The following is a 14,036-nucleotide window of genomic DNA, read 5'->3' as shown; positions in this document are numbered from 1 at the left end:
GTGATTATAAATGTACTTATTGTACCATTCCATTAGCCAGAGGAATTTCCAGAAGTGATAATTTACAAAATGTTTTAAAGAACGCTTCAGAAATTGCTGCCAAAGGAATTCAGGAAATAGTACTTACAGGAGTGAATATCGGAGACTATGGAAAGGGTGAATTCGGAGATAAAAAACATGAGCACACTTTTTTAGATTTAGTTAAAGCTTTGGATGAAGTAAAAGGGATTAACAGGTTAAGAATCTCATCTATAGAACCTAATCTACTTCAGAATGAAACCATAGATTTTGTAGCTCAAAGCAATAGTTTTGTTCCTCATTTCCATATTCCACTGCAGAGTGGAAGCAATCAGATATTGAAGGCTATGCGCCGTAGGTATATGCGAGAATTGTATGTGGAAAAAGTAAATCAGATTAAAAGAGTGATGCCAAATGCGTGTATTGGAGTAGATGTAATAGTTGGCTTCCCTGGAGAGACAAATGAACACTTTTTGGAAACCTATAATTTCTTAAACGAATTAGATATTTCTTATTTACATGTATTTGCTTATTCTGAAAGAGAGAATACACTAGCGGCTGAAATGGAAGGAGTAATTCCACTAAGCATTAGAAAAAAGAGAAGTAAGATGCTAAGAGGGCTTTCAGCTAAAAAGCGTAGAGCTTTTTATGAGAGTCAATTAGGAAATACACACACCGTTTTATTCGAAGGTGAGAATAAAGAGGGGTATATTCACGGATTTACAGAAAATTATGTAAAAGTAAAAACCCTGTGGAATCCGGAGTTAGTAAATACACTTCATCAAATTACGTTAGATAGAATCGATGAAGATGGTATTGTACGTTTTACCTATAGCGAGCTAGAGTTGGCAGAATAAAATAATTATGCCAACCCAAAAAGCTTTTAATTAAAGAACCCATTTTTAACTACAATCCCGAGCACTTTCAACATTGATTTTTAAATCTTCAAAGAAGAATTAAATATTCATTCCAACGGGTAATAAATCTTTATACTTTCTTCTATGCTTGCGCATATATTTAGCGATTTCCGGATTTGTAGGAACAACTCTATGGGTTCCTTCTTGAATATAACTTAAAAGAGATTCTAAAAACGGTTCTAAATATCCAGCTTCTTTAAGAACATCTGGCATTTTAAGCTTTGTTAAGAAGACTTTTCTCTCTTGTTGGGAATATTCTACAATTACTAATTCTTCGTTGATTACAGATTCAAATTGTCTTAAAAACTCATTGTCTGTAATTTTAATCTCTACATCAATCATCATCGTAAGGTTTATTTCAAAGATACTCCAATAAGAAGTATTTTTAAGGGTTGTTTAACTATCATTTTGATATTCTGAATATTTTAGTTGTTTTTAACAGTATTATTTCGGTTTATAAAAGAAATTTTTAACGAATAAGTTGAGAAATATACTAAGCTTCAATTCAGAATTTAAAATGATTTTACTGAAAAGTAGATTTTTCTAATATTAATCTCTTTTAATCACAGAAATTGGCATAATAATAAGAGTATTAAAATGAAAAACAAGCGTTATTTGTTTTGTCCTTAAAACGCGATGGATTGTGTGTTTTATCCATTATATTTTAATAGATCTTATTTGTAAAAGCAAAAAAAATAGTGGTAATTTGAACGGTAAATTTACGATAATACTTTCCTTAATAATGTTACATGCCTGTTAAAAAGCTGATTAACAATGAAATTGTACATGTGTATTTCATGCCGGGCATGGCTGCAAATCCTTCGATTTTTGAGTATTTAAAATTGCCTGAAGAACAATTCCAAGTTCATTGGTTAGAGTGGCAAATTCCGGAAGCTAACGAAACTTTGAAAGATTACGCTATTAGAATGAATTCTTTTATAGAACACGACAATATTGCTTTAATTGGTGTTTCTTTTGGAGGGATTGTTGTACAGGAGATGAGTAAATATTTAAAAATTAAAAGGCTCATTATAATTTCTAGTGTTAAGTGTAGGGACGAACTACCAAGACGAATGCGTTATGCGTCTAATAAAGGCTTGGTGAAGTTTATTCCTACTAGTTTATTGAATCATATAGAAAAATTTGAAAAATTTGCATTTGGAGATTTTTTGAAAAAGAGGGCAGAACTTTATAAAAAATATTTATCTATAAGGGATGTGAATTATGTAGATTGGGCAATCAAGAACATGATAAACTGGGAGTGTAAAAGGCCTATTCCCGGGATTGTGCATATTCACGGGGATGCGGATATTGTTTTTCCGTATAAATATATAAATGGATGCATCACTGTAAAAGGTGGAACTCATATTATGGTAGTAAATAGATTTAGATGGTTTAATAAGTACCTTCCATCTATTATCTTAACAGGAAAAAAAGAAGAGTAAAATTAAAAATATTATTTATGAAACTATTGAAAGTATTATTGATGAGCGTTGGGTTTATTAGTGTTTGTGCAGTAAGTATACAAGCATTTCAAGATGGTCCAGACGTAGAAATTACTAAAGAACCAATAACCAAGGTGGTTGGAGAGCATTACGCAATACATGCTTTGCCAATGCCGGAAAATTTAAATTTTGCAGGCGAAGCAGTGCCAATTGAAAATCCTGACATTTATGAACGAATGGATAGGGAGCTGTTGGTGAATACCTATTGGCAGTCTAATGCTTTATTGTTGATTAAGAGAGCAAATAAATATTTCCCGGTTATAGAACCAATTCTTAAAGAATATGGGGTGCCAGATGATTTTAAATACTTGGCGGTAATCGAGAGTGGGCTTACGCAGGCTGTTTCACCGGCTAGAGCAGTTGGTTTCTGGCAAATTTTAGAAGGAACAGGGAAAGATTTTAAATTGGAGATTAACGATAATGTGGATGAACGCTATCATATCGAAAAATCTACAAGAGTTGCTTGCGAGTATTTAATAAAATCTAAAGCGAAATTTGGTACTTGGACGATGGCTGCTGCTGCATATAATGCGGGAAACACAGGAGTTTTAAGGCAGTTAGAGCGACAAGATGTTAGTAAATACTATGATTTATTGCTAGGAGAAGAGACTGGACGATACGTGTTTAGAATTCTTGCACTTAAAGAAATTATGAACAATCCAATGAAATATGGGTTTCATTATAGCGAAGATCAGTTATACAAGGATATCCCCACTTATAAAGTGAAAGTAGATACCGCAGTGACAGATTTTGCTGCTTTTGCTAAGGGAATGGGCGTTAATTATAAAATATTGAAGATTCATAATCCTTGGCTTAGGGATTCATACTTAAATAATAAATCGCGAAAAACTTATTATTTAGATATTCCTGAGAAAGGATATTATAAGTAGATATAATATTTATGGAAAAAAAAAGGTGAACATTTTAATGTTCACCTTTTTTAATTTGCAAATAACTTATACGTTAATTAATTGCAACTGTTTCTTGATTTGTATTGTAGATTTTATCACCTAATAAGTGATTTGCGATACCATCATATATAGAATTGTAGTTGAGATCAAAAGATTCTTCAAAACTCTTATTTAAAGCGTGCGTAACGCCTCTTCTAATATCAAGTATCTTCTTATCCCTATCTAATAAAAATGTAGTTGGTAAGCCAAGAGAATGCTTTAGTTGGCTAACAACATGACCATCTTTATTGTTTAATTCATTTACATATAACACTTTGATATTCTTATTATATGATTTGGCCATTTTTTTGGTGGTTTTTTGATCATCCCAAAAGAGGATTACAAAATCTATTTTATCATTATACTTATTAGCAAGCTCATTAATAGCAGGAATTTCTCCTTCGGTAGTTATACACCAAGAAGCGTAAGTTATAAAATAAGTGGGTTTTTTAAAATCCGATAAAGAAATTTCTTTACTGTTCAATTGGTTAAATTGGAAGTCGTTCATATAGCTTCCATTTAAACCATAATCCACTAATGAATCAAAAAGTCTAGTAGCTTCTTTATAATCTCGGCGACTATAAGCTTTTTCCGAATTGGATTTGTATTTTGGAAGATGCATGCTGAGAGCTTCAGAAAAGAAAACTTTATTTTCTTTCTGTTGGGCGCAAATTGATAAGTCCAATAAAAGTAAACTTAAGATGAGTAATAATTTCTTCATTTGCTGCATTTACATACTAACTCTTTAAAGATAAGTTAGATGTCAATGGCTACGAAACTTAATCGACCAAACCCCGTTAAATTAGTTGAAATACATAAATAAAAAGTTATTCCCTAAGTTGTTAACACTTATGGGGTTATATTTTTTTCATTTGCTGTTTCATCATGGTAATTTGCTCTTTCAGCATTCCATGTTTATCCAGTTTTTTAGCTTCAGTAAGAAGCATTTGTGCCTCTCTTTTTCTTCTTTTTGTCATAGCGATTCCGGCAAGATTTAATTTCGCCATGGCAAGATCTTGATCCATTGCCAAACCTAATTTAATCGCTTTTTTGAAATATTTGCCAGCTTGAGTAATATTGGTTTGAGAAAGCATCAATCCATTTAAATACCAATAATAACCTTGTTGTTTTTGAGTAAGAGCTGTTTCAGGATCTTTTATTTTGTCCAACCATTTTTTAGCACCCGGAAAATCTTGTTTCCGAAGTCTTAAAAACGCCATTAAGATCATTTCATTTTTAAAATATAGGAATACGAAAATTAGTCCGAGTAGAATAAACATTATTCCATTGCCAATGTGACCTTCAATAAATTGCCAGATAGAGGCGATAAAAATGATTCCGGCTAATATTAATTTGAAATTTTTATTGAACATAAGTCTCCTATTTTTTGAGAGCGCAAAGTTAATAAAAACAATTAGAAATTATTTCAATTTTGTTTTTGGAAGATATATAAGTCTTTGTATATTTGCCCGCAGTTTTAGAGATAGGTCTAAACTAGTTAAACCAAGAATTCCACAGAAGATTAAAGATAATTAAAATGAAAAGAACATTTCAACCATCTAAGAGAAAAAGAAAAAACAAACACGGATTCAGAGAGCGCATGGCGAGTGTGAACGGGAGAAAGGTGTTAGCGAGAAGACGTGCTAAAGGGAGAAAGAAAATATCTGTATCTTCAGAAACTAGACACAAACACTAGTGAAAATTAGTATTGAAATAATAAGGTGTTACTTTTAGGAGTAACGCCTTTTTTTTATATCTAAGCGTTTCCTAGTATTTCCTAATCATAAATAGCCTTTCAAAATGCCTAAAAACAGTCAACTTAAATGTGTTCTTTTAATCGGTTCCGGACCAATTGTAATTGGTCAGGCATGTGAATTTGATTATGCCGGAGCACAGTCTCTTAAATCTCTTAGCGACGAGGGGATTAAAACTGTACTTATAAATTCTAATCCTGCAACAATCATGACAGATCCAGCAATGGCAGATCATGTTTATTTACTTCCTCTAACCACAAAATCTATAGTAGAAATCCTAAAAAAACATCCTGAAATAGATGCAGTTTTACCTACTATGGGTGGCCAAACTGCATTAAATCTATGTATTGAGGCAGATGAAAAAGGAATTTGGAAGGATTTTGATGTAAAATTAATCGGTGTAGATATAGACGCGATAAACATCACCGAAGATAGAGAGAAGTTTAAGCAATTAATGGGAAAAATTAATGTTCCTGTTGCACCAGCTAAAACGGTAACCTCTTATTTACAAGGAAAAGAAGTTGCTCAGGAATTTGGTTTTCCATTAGTAATTCGTGCTTCTTTTACACTTGGTGGAAGTGGAGCAGCCTTTGTTCATAGAGCTGAAGATTTTGATGAGTTGTTGACTCGTGGTTTAGAGGCTTCTCCAATTCATGAGGTTTTAATAGACAAAGCTCTTCTTGGTTGGAAAGAATATGAATTAGAATTACTTAGAGATAAAAATGATAATGTAGTAATTATCTGTTCTATAGAAAATATGGATCCTATGGGAATCCATACAGGAGATTCCATTACAGTGGCTCCTGCAATGACCTTGAGTGATGTCACTTTTCAGAAAATGAGAGATCTTGCCATCAAGATGATGCGTAAAATTGGTAATTTCTCCGGGGGTTGTAATGTGCAATTTGCGGTAAGTCCAGATGAAAACGAAGATATTATCGCGATCGAGATAAATCCGAGAGTTTCAAGGTCTTCTGCACTAGCATCAAAAGCAACAGGATATCCTATTGCGAAGATTGCTACGAAGTTGGCGATTGGTTTTACTTTGGATGAATTGGAAAATCAGATCACCAAATCTACTTCAGCTTTATTCGAACCTACTTTAGACTATGTAATCGTGAAAATCCCACGTTGGAATTTCGATAAATTTGAAGGAAGCGATCGAACTCTTGGACTTCAAATGAAATCTGTAGGAGAAGTAATGGGAATTGGAAGATCTTTCCAAGAGGCATTGCACAAGGCTACGCAATCTTTAGAAATAAAGAGAAATGGATTAGGAGCCGATGGGAAGAGTTATACTAACTACGATCAGATCATAGATAAACTGACTCATGCCAGTTGGGATAGAGTGTTTGTGATTTATGATGCTATCCAGATTGGAATACCATTAAGCAGAATTCATGAGATCACTAAGATAGATATGTGGTTCTTGAAGCAATACGAGGAATTATATGCGCTAGAAGTGGAAATCTCCAAATTCGATATAGATACTTTACCAAAAGATCTATTGCTGGAAGCTAAGCAAAAAGGTTTTGCAGATAGACAGATCGCTCATATGTTGAAATGTTTAGAAAGTCAGGTTTATAATAAGCGTGAAGAATTAAGCATTAACCGAATTTTTAAATTGGTAGATACTTGTGCTGCTGAATTTAAGGCGGAAACACCTTATTACTATTCTACTTTTGAAGCTGAAATTGAAAGAGCTGATGGAACTCGATATGTAGATAATGAGAGTAAGGTAAGCGATAAGAAGAAAATTGTTGTTCTTGGTTCTGGTCCAAACCGTATTGGACAAGGAATAGAATTCGATTATAGTTGTGTGCACGGGGTTTTAGCTGCATCTGAATGTGGATACGAAACGATTATGATTAACTGTAACCCTGAAACTGTCTCTACAGATTTTGATGTTGCAGATAAGTTATATTTCGAACCAGTTTTCTGGGAGCATATATATGATATTATAAGGCATGAAAAGCCTGAAGGGGTGATTGTGCAATTAGGAGGGCAAACTGCTCTTAAACTAGCTGAAAAATTAGATAGATACGGGATCAAGGTTATAGGGACCAGTTATCAATCTTTAGACTTAGCCGAAGATAGAGGAAGTTTTTCTAAACTCTTAAAAGAAAATGATATTCCATTCCCGGAATTTGGAGTTGCAGAAACTGCCGATGAAGCTTTGACAATTGCAGATGATCTTAACTTCCCTATTTTGGTGAGACCTTCTTATGTTTTAGGAGGACAAGGAATGAAGATCGTAATTAATAAAGATGAACTGGAAGCGCATGTTGTAGATCTTCTTAGAAAAATCCCTAATAATAAGCTGCTGTTAGATCATTATTTAGATGGAGCGATAGAAGCTGAAGCAGATGCTATTTGCGATGGTGAAAATGTCTATATCATTGGAATTATGGAACATATTGAGCCATGCGGAGTTCACTCTGGAGATTCTAATGCGTTACTTCCTCCTTTTAATTTAGGAGATCTGGTAATGCAACAAATAAAAGATCATACTCATAAAATTGCGTTGGCATTAAATACGGTTGGATTGATCAACATCCAATTCGCTATTAAGGACGATGTGGTGTATATTATAGAAGCCAATCCTAGAGCTTCTCGTACCGTTCCATTTATTGCGAAGGCATATGGAGAACCTTACGTGAATTACGCAACTAAGGTGATGCTAGGTGAAAAGAAAGTTACAGATTTCGATTTTAATCCTCAGTTGGATGGATATGCAATTAAACAACCTGTATTTTCTTTTGATAAGTTCCATAATGTGAATAAACAGCTTGGGCCTGAAATGAAAAGTACAGGAGAAAGCATTTTGTTTATTGATGATCTAAAGGATGATATTTTTTATGATCTGTATGCAAGAAGAAAAATGTATTTGAGTAAATAATTTCAAAATGAAGCTAAAGGCTACCTTTAATTAGGTAGCCTTTTTTATTTTTGGCTAAATAACATCTAGGTTATGAAGGAATTAATGCTAATTTTTGGCGGAATTTATGGAGGTTTAGCAGTATTGTTTGGTGCTTTTGGCGCACATGCGTTAAAAAAGCGCTTTTCTGAAGAACTTCAAAAAAGTTTCGAAACCGGAGTGCGTTACCAGATGTATCACGCGTTAATCATTATAATATCTGGAGTGATCTTTCCTTTTATCGAAACCTCGCAGCAAATTATGGGTTGGTGTTTTATACTTGGTGTGATTTTATTTTCATTTAGCATCTACGGGCTTTGCTTAAGTTCTGCTAATAATAATAAATGGAAATTTCTAGGTCCAATTACTCCAATTGGAGGTTTGTTATTGCTAATTGGTTGGGTTTTGTTTACAATTAATGCTTCAGAAATTGCTCTTTATTTGTAGTGTAAATACCATTAAGTATTGTCTTAGGGCATCGTCGCCCTGAACTTGTTTCAGGGTGTTTTCTTTAGATTTCTCAGGTCATCCCGACGTCCCGATAACTATCGGGAGGAGGGATCTATTCTTAAAGAGCTTCTGCTCCGTTGAGATTCTTCGGTCCGCTATTCTCCCTTCAGAAGGACAATCGTGTCTCTATCCTCAATAACTATCTAGTTGAGTTGAAACTGGTTTTAGTCGGACACTAAATCTTCTCTTTTTCTATATTTTTCAGCAAAAATGGTGACTACAAATAGTTGTAAGATGTGATATAACATGATGGGTAATAAAAAGATCCCGACACTTGCACTGGCACCAAATATGATCTTCACCATCACCGATCCATGAACCAAGGATTTTTTTGTACCGCAGAATTTTGCTGTGATGGTATCTCTAAGATCAAAGCCCAGCCATTTACAAAGCAAACCTAAGAGTGTATACATCCCTACGAATAAGAGTATAACGATTCCTGCAATCTTCAAGAGGTCTATAACTTTTACCATTTCAAATAAACCGGAATTGAAGGAATTACTGAAACTAGTGTAAACTATTAGAAAGATAACCACCTTGTCAAAATAGCTTAGTTCCCGACTATATTTTCTTGCAATTTTGCCAGAGTATTGCTGAAGCATTAAGCCAATAAATAAAGGCAACACAATTTGTAAAAAGAGTTTATAGAGGATGCTGAGGAAATCAAAATTCCCGGATTTAGCCATAAAAATACTCATCCATAGTGGAGTGATAAGAATTCCAATTAAGCCTGAAATACTCGCATTAAAGATGGCTGTAGGCAAATTTCCTCTTGCAATTGCCACCATTACTACAGAAGAAGATACTGTGGAAGGTAAAACCCCTAAGAAGAAGATCGAAAGCCATAAGTCAGATTGAATTCCGCCATCAAAAAACGGAATAAATAGAAATGTTAATAAGGGGAATAGTAAAAAGGTAGATAGTTGTATTAAGAGATGCGATCTATAATTAAGAAAACCCAATTTTAATTCTTCCGGTGCTAATTTAAGTCCGTAGAAAAAAAAGATAAGTCCAATCCCAATATTAGTGATAGTATTTATTGGAAATTCTTGTAAAACAGTCGGAAAGAAATACGCCAATATGATGGCCAAAACTAGGCTAACTATAAATCCGTTTATCTTCAATTAATCGATTATTTTCACATTATGATCTTCTAATAAATGCATGTATTCCTTAGAGGAAAAATCGGTTTCATGAAATTCCTTTTTGCGTTTAAATTTCATCTTATTCCGCTTAATACTTTTCACAAATCTTCGAATATCATCATCATTTTCCAAAATAAGTCCAGGAACTGCTAAAGAATTTCCCTCACTATCTTTAGCTACCATAGTGAAATAGGAGGAATTACAATGATTTATGTGGCCGGTTTGAATATTTTCAGATTCTACCCGAATTCCTATAACCATAGAGCTTGTGCCCACGTAATTTACAGAGGCTTTTAAGGTAACCAGTTCTCCTATTTCAATGGGTTTCAAGAAATCCACTGTGTCTACACTGGCAGTTACGCAATAGGCTCTTGAATGTTTGGAACCACAGGCAAATGCAATTTGGTCTAAAAGAGATAAAAGATACCCACCATGAATTTTTCCATTGAAATTAGAATGGGAGGGAAGCATTAGTTCTGAAATCACTACTTGGGATTCCGCTATTTTTTTAAATTTCTTTTCCATTATCGATCTCTAAAGTGTGGAGATTGCGCTTCTTCTACTTCGGTAATAAAATAGGGGGTATCACCCCAAAAGAAAAAAAGTTGAGTAACGTTCTACATAAGTTAGTTTGACGTAATTACCCTCGTTCTTTTGAAGTTCTTTAATAACATCGTCATTTTTGGATAACACCGAAAACTGAAAGATTTGTGCGCCACTAATTCCTTGGCTAATTTCGCTTCCCAAGTTTTTACGATCACCCCTTTATGACTGAATTTTATAAGTTCGCCAGTTCTGGTTCCTTCACTATAGGGCACAAGACTTACAAATGCGAAATATAGAATGTAAAGCAAGAAGAGTGCTCCAAGAAAGTAAAATAAAAATCTTTTCATATTATAATGCGTTATATACTTTGTTTATAAATGTTTCTATTTGAGAGGGTTCTAGCCATCTTGTAACTATAACTAAATTCTTTTCTTGATCTATAACTATAAAATTCCCACCAAATCCTGCGGCATAAAATATGTTTTCAGAAAGCCCTTTCCAGTGTCTATTCCCCGGTTTGTTTAGCCACCACATATATCCGTAATTAGGATTGGGAGCGGAGGATTCTACAGCATCTTTAATAAACTCTTCAGCTAACAACTGCTTTCCTTTCCACATTCCATTGTTTTCGAAAAGCAATCCAAATCTAGCCATATCTAAGGTATTAATAAACATTCCACCTCCGGAATGTCCACCTCCTGTAACCGACTGCATTTTTAATCCGTCCAGATCTACCCATGCATTATCATATCCAAACCATCGCCAAGTGGTGGAAGAGCCTATAGGATCCATGATCTTATCTTTTAAAACCTGCGGAAGCGGTTTGCGCCAAACTTGCAAAAGAGAGTACGCTAATAAATTAACTCGCACATCGTTATATTCGAATACGGTTCCTGGAGTATGTAGTTTTCTATTTTTCCAATCGTCCAAATCTCCTTCATTTGGAGGCCTGTCTGCCCAATCTAAGCCACCCCAGAGTTCCCCACTCCAATCGGAAGTTTGTTGCAATAAATGTTTCCAGGTAATTTGGCTGTTATGCTTGCCTTGGTATGTGTTGTCCCATACATAGTTCTTTACCGGTTCTGTTGCATTTGCAATTAAACCTTCTTCTAAGGCTAACAATGCAGTGGTGGAGAGAAAACTTTTAGTAACGCTAAACGTCATATCCACAGTTTGAGGTGCTCCCCATTGAGCAACGATATAGCCATCTTTAAGAATAATTCCTGCTGGACCTCCTCGTTTTTTAGTAGGGCCGGCAATTTTATGAAAGGGCTCCTTTTTAAAACCTTCTATAATAGCTAATCTTAGATCTCGTGATTCAGTATATTCGTTTTCCTGAGCAAATTCTACAGCTAAATTTAACTTAGTTTCATCTATATTAAAATCTGTGGGTTTTTTAACTTCCCATTCATTTGCTGGAGGGAAGTAGGTGTCTTGAGCGCATATAGACCCTATGCCAAGAGTGGTTAGTAAAATTGCAGTTAAAATTAATTTCATAAACTATTGGTTCAAAATGTTATTTTCTAGTTCGTTTTCCTCGTTATCAGCTTTGGTAATTAGTTTTTCATCCAATTGCTTACTTGCCTTAGCACCTAATTTTTTTAGGTGCTCCACTTTTTTAATTAAATTTCCTTTCCCGGTAAGTTTCCTCATAGCAGAATCGTAAGTATTCTGTACAGTTCCTATTTGCCTTCCAACCTTAAGGAGTTCTTCGGTTAAATTAGTGAAAGAATCGTAAAGCGCACCAGCCTTCGTAGCAATATCTATGGCATTTTGTTTTTGCTTCTCATTTTGCCACATGCTATCTATAGTTTTCAGCACGGCTAAAAGCGTAGTAGGAGTTACTATAATAATGTTTTTATCGAAAGCATCATTATATAAATGAGGATAGTTGTTGGAAGCCACTGCAAAGGCGGCTTCTATTGGAATAAAAAGCAACACAAAATCAGGGCTGTCCATTTGGTAAAGTGCATGGTAATTTTTGGCGCCCAACTCATCAACCCTTTTTTTAACCGAGATCACATGATTTTTGAGATGTAATCCTTTCTCAGAATTATCTTCCTCATTCATGTAGCGTTCATAAGCATTTAGCGATACTTTGGAGTCGATGATCATCTTTTTTTCTCCAGGTAAATGGATTACTACATCGGGCATTACTCTTTTGCCATTTTCGTTCTGAAAATTTTGCTGAACAAAATATTCACTGTCTTTCTGAAGTCCGCTGCGTTCTAAAACGCGTTCCAGCACCATTTCTCCCCAATTTCCCTGCATTTTGTTATCACCTTTCAATGCTTTGGTAAGGTTGATGGCTTCTTCGCTAATCTTAAGGTTTTGCTTATTTAGATGTAGCAACTGTTCCCCAAGTTGAGCATGTCGTTGGATAAAGTCGATATTGTTTTTATCTACTTTTTGCTCAAAACTTTTAATTTTATCTCCTAAAGGATCTAATATATTCTGAATATTCTCCTTATTCATCAAAGTGAATTTCTCCGATTTCTGATCGAAGATCTTATTGGCGAGATTTTCAAATTCTTTCCTGAATTTTTCCTGCAATTCTTCTACTTCCTTTTTTTGTTCTGAATTTTTTTTGTGCTAAACTTTCAAATTCCGAATTGCGAGTGGCAAGTTCTGTACTTAAAAAATCTTTTTCTTTTCTGATAAAATCCCGCTCCGCTTCAATTTTATTGATTTGTTTCTCTAGAAGCTCCTTGCTTTCTGAATTAGCTTTTTTAATGTCTTCTAAAATATTGGTATGCTGAATTTTAATAGTGTCTAATTGATTTTTTAATTGAATATTATTGGCTTTGTTTATTTCAACAGAAGCATTCATTTTAAGCTTGGTTAGAAAATATCCAACTACTACACCAATGATCAACGCTATACAAAAAATGAGAGAAATTAGAAGGGGTTCGGACATACAGAGCTTAGCTTTCTTCAAATATACTTAATTGAATTTCTTTTGAAGAGAATAATACTGAATTCTAAAGGTATTGACTAAGTTCTAATTTTGAAGGAAACAGATTCGTTATCGAAGTATATAAGATCGCTTGGAAAGATATTCGAAAAGGCATTTTTCTCTATAAGCTCATGCGGAGAACCAGCAGTTACCTTATCTTTTTCCATGATTATAATTTTATCGCAGAGTTGAAGCGCTAAATTAATTTCGTGTGTTGCAAATAAAATACTTTTATTGGTCTCGGTAGTAAGCTTCTTTAAAAGTTTAAGTACATAGGCTTGATGATACATATCTAAATGTGTGGTAGGTTCATCCAGAATGATGAATGGCGTATCCTGCGCCAACGCTCTTGCAATAAGCACTTTTTGAAGTTGTCCGTCGCTTAACTCGAAACACTTTTTGTCTTTAAGATCTTCAATATTCACCAATTCGATCGCATTTTGAATTTTATTTCTATCATCTTTAGAAAGAGACCCTATCCAGTTGGTATAAGGCTGTCTCCCTAATGCAATCAATTCTGAAACACTTAAATTCTTAGATATTGGTTGTTCTGTAAGGACAACACTTATAGTTTTCGCTAACTCTTCAGAAGATAGCTTATGGAGATTTTTATTTAAAATAGAGACTTCTCCCTTTAAATAAGGTTGCACTCCGCTTAAACTCCGTAATAAGGTGGATTTTCCAACTCCATTTACGCCAATTAACCCCACCAACTCACCTTCTTCAATTTCAAGGTTGATCGTAGATGCAATACAAGTATCACCCGATTTATTTCGGTAACCAATGCTTAAATCACGGGCGCTAATCACTGTATTTGA

At 34.3% G+C, this 14,036-nt stretch carries 15 protein-coding genes and 1 pseudogene; 6 read left to right on the top strand and 10 right to left on the bottom strand.

Annotated elements, in window-relative coordinates; translation table 11 throughout:
• A partial coding sequence (locus ON07_RS09370; protein ID WP_010230495.1) for a MiaB/RimO family radical SAM methylthiotransferase occupies nucleotides 1–875 on the top strand: 875 nt, incomplete at its 5' end.
• 99 nt (nucleotides 876–974) lie between these two features.
• Here the strand turns inward: ON07_RS09370 and ON07_RS09365 are convergent.
• Nucleotides 975–1,280, bottom strand: a complete 306-nt coding sequence (locus ON07_RS09365) for a GNAT family N-acetyltransferase (RefSeq protein ID WP_010230492.1) — start codon at nucleotides 1,278–1,280, stop codon at nucleotides 975–977.
• Between the two features lie 404 nt (nucleotides 1,281–1,684).
• Here ON07_RS09365 and ON07_RS09360 point away from each other — a divergent pair, with 404 nt between their 5' ends.
• Nucleotides 1,685–2,380, top strand: a complete 696-nt coding sequence (locus tag ON07_RS09360) for an alpha/beta fold hydrolase (RefSeq protein ID WP_010230490.1) — start codon at nucleotides 1,685–1,687, stop codon at nucleotides 2,378–2,380.
• A 17-nt stretch (nucleotides 2,381–2,397) separates the two neighbouring features.
• The gene (locus ON07_RS09355; RefSeq protein WP_029331761.1) at nucleotides 2,398–3,330 is read left to right on the top strand and encodes a lytic transglycosylase domain-containing protein; all 933 of its coding nucleotides are present in this window, start codon (nucleotides 2,398–2,400) and stop codon (nucleotides 3,328–3,330) included.
• Nucleotides 3,331–3,403: 73 nt separating this feature from the next.
• On the opposite strand, the gene ON07_RS09350 is transcribed toward ON07_RS09355, so the two are convergent.
• Nucleotides 3,404–4,111: a TlpA family protein disulfide reductase gene (locus tag ON07_RS09350; protein ID WP_033445072.1), complete on the bottom strand. Its 708-nt coding sequence runs from the start codon at nucleotides 4,109–4,111 to the stop codon at nucleotides 3,404–3,406.
• A 136-nt stretch (nucleotides 4,112–4,247) separates the two neighbouring features.
• Nucleotides 4,248–4,763, bottom strand: a complete 516-nt coding sequence (locus ON07_RS09345; protein ID WP_010230481.1) for a tetratricopeptide repeat protein — start codon at nucleotides 4,761–4,763, stop codon at nucleotides 4,248–4,250.
• A gap of 164 nt (nucleotides 4,764–4,927) precedes the next feature.
• On the opposite strand from ON07_RS09345, the gene rpmH reads away from it, so the two are divergent.
• The 3 genes from rpmH (at nucleotide 4,928) to ON07_RS09335 (ending at nucleotide 8,508) form a co-directional block, all read left to right on the top strand.
• Nucleotides 4,928–5,086, top strand: coding sequence for a 50S ribosomal protein L34 (gene rpmH, locus ON07_RS16285; protein ID WP_010230478.1), 159 nt, complete (start codon nucleotides 4,928–4,930; stop codon nucleotides 5,084–5,086).
• A gap of 104 nt (nucleotides 5,087–5,190) precedes the next feature.
• Complete coding sequence (gene carB / locus ON07_RS09340) at nucleotides 5,191–8,043, top strand: carbamoyl-phosphate synthase large subunit (RefSeq protein WP_010230475.1); 2,853 nt, start codon at nucleotides 5,191–5,193, stop codon at nucleotides 8,041–8,043.
• A gap of 72 nt (nucleotides 8,044–8,115) precedes the next feature.
• Nucleotides 8,116–8,508, top strand: a complete 393-nt coding sequence (locus ON07_RS09335) for a DUF423 domain-containing protein (RefSeq protein WP_010230474.1) — start codon at nucleotides 8,116–8,118, stop codon at nucleotides 8,506–8,508.
• A 227-nt stretch (nucleotides 8,509–8,735) separates the two neighbouring features.
• On the opposite strand, the gene ON07_RS09330 is transcribed toward ON07_RS09335, so the two are convergent.
• The 7 genes and pseudogenes from ON07_RS09330 to ON07_RS09305 form a co-directional block, all read right to left on the bottom strand.
• Nucleotides 8,736–9,695 carry a bile acid:sodium symporter family protein gene (locus ON07_RS09330; RefSeq protein WP_010230471.1) on the bottom strand — a complete coding sequence of 320 codons (960 nt, stop codon included), beginning with the start codon at nucleotides 9,693–9,695 and terminating at the stop codon, nucleotides 8,736–8,738.
• Nucleotides 9,696–10,241, bottom strand: a complete 546-nt coding sequence (locus tag ON07_RS09325) for an acyl-CoA thioesterase (RefSeq protein WP_010230469.1) — start codon at nucleotides 10,239–10,241, stop codon at nucleotides 9,696–9,698.
• A pseudogene (locus ON07_RS15095) lies at nucleotides 10,241–10,609 on the bottom strand (6-phosphogluconate dehydrogenase). Before ON07_RS15095 ends, ON07_RS09325 begins: the two are co-directional and overlap by 1 nt.
• Nucleotide 10,610: 1 nt before the next feature.
• On the bottom strand, nucleotides 10,611–11,759 hold the full coding sequence (locus ON07_RS09315; protein ID WP_010230462.1) for a serine hydrolase domain-containing protein: 1,149 nt from the start codon (nucleotides 11,757–11,759) through the stop codon (nucleotides 10,611–10,613).
• 3 nt (nucleotides 11,760–11,762) lie between these two features.
• Nucleotides 11,763–12,815 carry a DNA recombination protein RmuC gene (locus ON07_RS15090; RefSeq protein WP_010230460.1) on the bottom strand — a complete coding sequence of 351 codons (1,053 nt, stop codon included), beginning with the start codon at nucleotides 12,813–12,815 and terminating at the stop codon, nucleotides 11,763–11,765.
• Nucleotides 12,787–13,179: a hypothetical protein gene (locus ON07_RS17790; RefSeq protein WP_010230457.1), complete on the bottom strand. Its 393-nt coding sequence runs from the start codon at nucleotides 13,177–13,179 to the stop codon at nucleotides 12,787–12,789. The genes ON07_RS15090 and ON07_RS17790 overlap by 29 nt, the downstream gene beginning before the upstream one ends.
• Nucleotides 13,180–13,256: 77 nt before the next feature.
• On the bottom strand, nucleotides 13,257–14,027 hold the full coding sequence (locus tag ON07_RS09305; protein ID WP_010230455.1) for an ABC transporter ATP-binding protein: 771 nt from the start codon (nucleotides 14,025–14,027) through the stop codon (nucleotides 13,257–13,259).
• Nucleotides 14,028–14,036 lie beyond the last annotated feature (9 nt).

This window comes from Gillisia marina, assembly GCF_000258765.1.
GTDB lineage: Bacteria > Bacteroidota > Bacteroidia > Flavobacteriales > Flavobacteriaceae > Gillisia > Gillisia marina.
This window is presented reverse-complemented; position numbering and strand designations above follow the sequence as displayed.

Excerpts from the sequence above, each read along its gene's own strand:
- ON07_RS09360 (WP_010230490.1), top strand. The coding sequence starts at position 1,685 with ATGCCTGTTAAAAAGCTGATTAACAATGAAATTGTACATGTGTATTTC.
- rpmH (WP_010230478.1), top strand. The coding sequence starts at position 4,928 with ATGAAAAGAACATTTCAACCATCTAAGAGAAAAAGAAAAAACAAACAC.
- carB (WP_010230475.1), top strand. The coding sequence starts at position 5,191 with ATGCCTAAAAACAGTCAACTTAAATGTGTTCTTTTAATCGGTTCCGGA.
- ON07_RS09365 (WP_010230492.1), bottom strand. The coding sequence starts at position 1,280 with ATGATGATTGATGTAGAGATTAAAATTACAGACAATGAGTTTTTAAGA.
- ON07_RS09335 (WP_010230474.1), top strand. The coding sequence starts at position 8,116 with ATGAAGGAATTAATGCTAATTTTTGGCGGAATTTATGGAGGTTTAGCA.
- ON07_RS09350 (WP_033445072.1), bottom strand. The coding sequence starts at position 4,111 with ATGAAGAAATTATTACTCATCTTAAGTTTACTTTTATTGGACTTATCA.
- ON07_RS17790 (WP_010230457.1), bottom strand. The coding sequence starts at position 13,179 with ATGTCCGAACCCCTTCTAATTTCTCTCATTTTTTGTATAGCGTTGATC.
- ON07_RS09355 (WP_029331761.1), top strand. The coding sequence starts at position 2,398 with ATGAAACTATTGAAAGTATTATTGATGAGCGTTGGGTTTATTAGTGTT.
- ON07_RS09345 (WP_010230481.1), bottom strand. The coding sequence starts at position 4,763 with ATGTTCAATAAAAATTTCAAATTAATATTAGCCGGAATCATTTTTATC.
- ON07_RS09315 (WP_010230462.1), bottom strand. The coding sequence starts at position 11,759 with ATGAAATTAATTTTAACTGCAATTTTACTAACCACTCTTGGCATAGGG.
- ON07_RS09325 (WP_010230469.1), bottom strand. The coding sequence starts at position 10,241 with ATGGAAAAGAAATTTAAAAAAATAGCGGAATCCCAAGTAGTGATTTCA.